Annotated in this window: 2 protein-coding genes; one reads left to right on the top strand and one right to left on the bottom strand. The window is 69.0% G+C overall.

Features of this window, described 5'->3' with window-relative positions:
• Positions 1–105 precede the first annotated feature (105 nt).
• Positions 106–2,661 carry an MMPL family transporter gene (locus tag QNI14_RS14110; RefSeq protein WP_061681791.1) on the bottom strand — a complete coding sequence of 852 codons (2,556 nt, stop codon included), beginning with the start codon at positions 2,659–2,661 and terminating at the stop codon, positions 106–108.
• A gap of 134 nt (positions 2,662–2,795) precedes the next feature.
• Here QNI14_RS14110 and QNI14_RS14105 point away from each other — a divergent pair, with 134 nt between their 5' ends.
• Positions 2,796–3,362, top strand: coding sequence for a TetR/AcrR family transcriptional regulator (locus tag QNI14_RS14105; RefSeq protein WP_061681787.1), 567 nt, complete (start codon positions 2,796–2,798; stop codon positions 3,360–3,362).
• The last annotated feature ends 16 nt before the right edge of the window (positions 3,363–3,378 follow it).

Genomic DNA, 3,378 nt, shown 5'->3' with positions numbered 1-3,378 from the left:
GCCCTGAGTCCGATGAGACGTCGCACAACCGAAGGGATACGAGGCGGTCGCCCTGTCATGGTTCACTCGGCGGCGCGCCGGGCGCCGCCTGGCGGAGCCGCCCTCTCAGCGGACGGGTTCGTCGGCGTGCCGGACGTCGTCCGACGACGCATCCCCGGCTTCCGTCGCCGCCCCGTGGATCGGATGGCTTCGCTCGAGCGCGGCGCCCTCGACGTCGACGTTCGGGAGGATCCGATCGAGCCAGCGCGGCAGCCACCACGCCTTCTCGCCGAGCAGGTGCATGAGCGCGGGGATCAGCAACAGCCGCACCACGAACGCATCGAACAGCACGCCGATCGCGAGGCCGAAGCCGAGCGGTCGCACGAGCGCCAGGTGCGAGAAGATGAACCCGCCGAACACCGACACCATGATGATGGCCGCCGCGGTGACCACCGCTCGCCCGTTCCGTAGCCCGGCGACAACCGCCGTCCGGGCCGGCACCCCGTGCACGAACGCCTCTCGCATTCCGGTCACCAGGAAGAGCTGGTAATCCATCGCGAGACCGAACAGCACGCCGATGAGGATGATCGGTGCGAAGTTCAGCACCGGTCCGGGGGTGTGGACGCCGAACACCGGCCCGAGCCATCCCCACTGGTAGATCGCCACCACGGCTCCGAGTGCGGCGAACAGCGACAGCACGAACCCGGCTGTCGCGATCAGCGGCACGAGGATCGAGCGGAACACCAGCACGAGGATGAGCAGCGACAGCCCCACGACCAGCGCGAGGTACACCGGCAGCACGCCGGCGAGTTTCTCGGAGATGTCGATGTTGCCGCTGGCCTGGCCTGCCACCCCGAGCTCGATGTCTCCGATCGGCGAGAGCTCGCGCAGGTCGTGCACGAGCTGCTCGGTCGATTCGGTGGACGGTCCGCCGATCGGCACGACCTGGAAGGCGAGGAAGTCGCGGTCCTCGGACACTCCGACCGGCGCGACCGCGACCACGCCGCCCTGCTCGAGCAGCTGACCGGCTAGGTCGGCCTGTACCGCGACGACGTCGTCCTCATCGATCGGGGCCGGCAGCGCGGCGGTGACGAGCAGCGGTCCGTTCTGGCCGGCTCCGAATGCCTCGGCCGCGGACGTGTAGGCCCGGTACTGGCTGGAGTCGACGGGCTCGGATGACCCGTCGGGCATGCCGAGCCGCATGGAGAGCGCCGGGATCGCGATGATGAGCAGCGCGCCGACGGCGAGTGCGGCGCGCGCGAACGCACGCGAGGTCTTCATGGGCTTCAGCTCGGGGCGAGCGTGCGATTCGTGGCCGATCTGGCCGCGAGCCCGCCGATTGACGATCCGGAGGCCGATGATCCCGAGCATCGCAGGCGTCAGGGTCACCGACAGGAGTACCGCGACCAGCACGCATCCGGCCGCGACCGTTCCCATGACGCCGACGAAGGGGATGCCGGTCACGTTCAGGGCGAGCAGTGCGACGAGCACCGTCGAGCCTGCGAAGACCACGGCGTTGCCCGACGTGCCGTTCGCGAGGGCGATGGATTCGTGCACGTCGACACCGGCGAGCACTTGCCGTCGATGGCGGTTGATGATGAACAGCGCGTAGTCGATGCCCACGGCCAGTCCGAGCATCATGCCGAGCACGGGGGTGGCCGACGACATGTCCACGACGCCCGAGAAGGCCAGCGACCCGGCGACGCCGACGCCGACGCCGACGAGTGATGAGACGATCGGCAGCAGCGCCGGCAGCAGCGCGCGGAACATGATGACGAGCGTGAGCAGCGCGAGCGCGACGCCGACGATCTCGCCGATGCCGATGAGTCCCTCGACCGCGGTGGCGATCGTCGCCGAGTAGTAGTCGACCTGCACCCCGTCGATTTCGGCCTGGTCGAGTTCGTCCGAGACCGCTTCCACGACCTCGGACGGGACGGAGAACACGTCGTCCTCGAACATCACCACGCCGATCGCAGTGGCACCGTCCTCGGACACGGTTCGGATCTCCGAGGCGGCATCCATGAGCACCCGCGCGTCATCGAGCTGAGCGCGCTGCTCGGCGAGTTCGCCGGCACCGGCGTCCAGCTCGCCGCGGCGATCCTCGAGCTGAGCGGCACCGGCATCGAGCTCGGCCTGCTGCGCGGCGAACTGCGCCGCTGCGAGCGCGTACGTCCCCGCGGACTTCGCTTCAGCGATGGCCGCGTCGAGTTGCGCCTGAGCGGCCTCGAGCTGGGTTCGCGCAGCCTCGATCTGAGTGGAGCCCTCGTCGAGCTGGCGCTGCGCTTCGTCGAGCTGGGCCGCGCCGGCTTCGAGCTGCTGCTCCTGTTCGGCGCGATCGGACGTCGCGACGAAGGGGTCGACCACATCGGCCACGCCGTCGATTCCGTCGATCTCGGCCAACATCGCGGAGATATCCCCCTGCTGGGCCTCGGTGAAGTCGGATCCGTCCTCCGTCCGGAACACGATGGTGCCGGTTCCGCCCCCGAGTTCCCCCAGTTCTTCGGTGAGCCGCTCGGTGACGCGCTCGGTCTCGGTGCCCGGGATGCTCATGCTCGACGTCAGCGTGCCGCCGAAGGAGACGAAGGCTCCGACAGCCAGGGCGAGTGCGGCGATCCAACCGGCGACCACGGCCCACGGTCGGCGCGCGGCGAATCGTCCGACACGGTAGAGGAGTTCTGCCACGCGAGAGGCCTTTCATGAGGAGACGAGACGAGGGCGCACCTACGAGCCACCACCGAGGATAGCCGACATTTGTCGGAAATCGGAGCGGCTGGGTTCTGCGTGGCGTCTCCCCATCCCGCTGGCACAATCGACGCATGGATGCCCGCGTCGTCCGCACCCGACGGTCCCTGCAGGAGTCGCTGTTCGCCTTGGCTCGCGAGCGGCCGCTCGAGGAACTCACCGTCGCCGACATCGTGCAGCGGGCAGGAGTGAATCGGAGCAGCTTCTATCAGCATTACGCCGACAAGGACACCCTTCTCGCCGATGCCATCGACACGGCGGTCGAGCAGGCAGGGACCTTCCTGCCTGAAACGATCACCGCACCGGACGGCCCGCAACGCGCGCTCCTCGCCTACCTGCGACACATCGACGAGCATGTGGCGGTCTATCAGCGCGTGCTCGGACGCCACGGCTCGGCCGCGGTGGCGTTCAGGTTGCGTGATCGCATCGAGGCCGTTGCCCGCGAGGGCCTCGGGCGAATGGGCACGCACGCATTCGAAGGGATCCCCCTCGACGTCGTCAGTGCCGGCATCGCCGGCTCAGCACTCGGCGTCATCGAGGCGTGGCTCGCGCGCGACCCCCGACCGCGAGTCGAGACCGCTGCGGACTGGGTATGGCGTGTGCTCGTCGGCGTCGGCGATGCAATGGAGGAGGGGCGCTGACGGTACGCCCCGTCCA

The organism is Microbacterium dauci (assembly GCF_030065535.1).
GTDB lineage: Bacteria > Actinomycetota > Actinomycetes > Actinomycetales > Microbacteriaceae > Microbacterium > Microbacterium dauci.
Note: the sequence above shows the minus strand (reverse complement) of the source record. Positions and strands in the feature narration are given on the sequence as shown.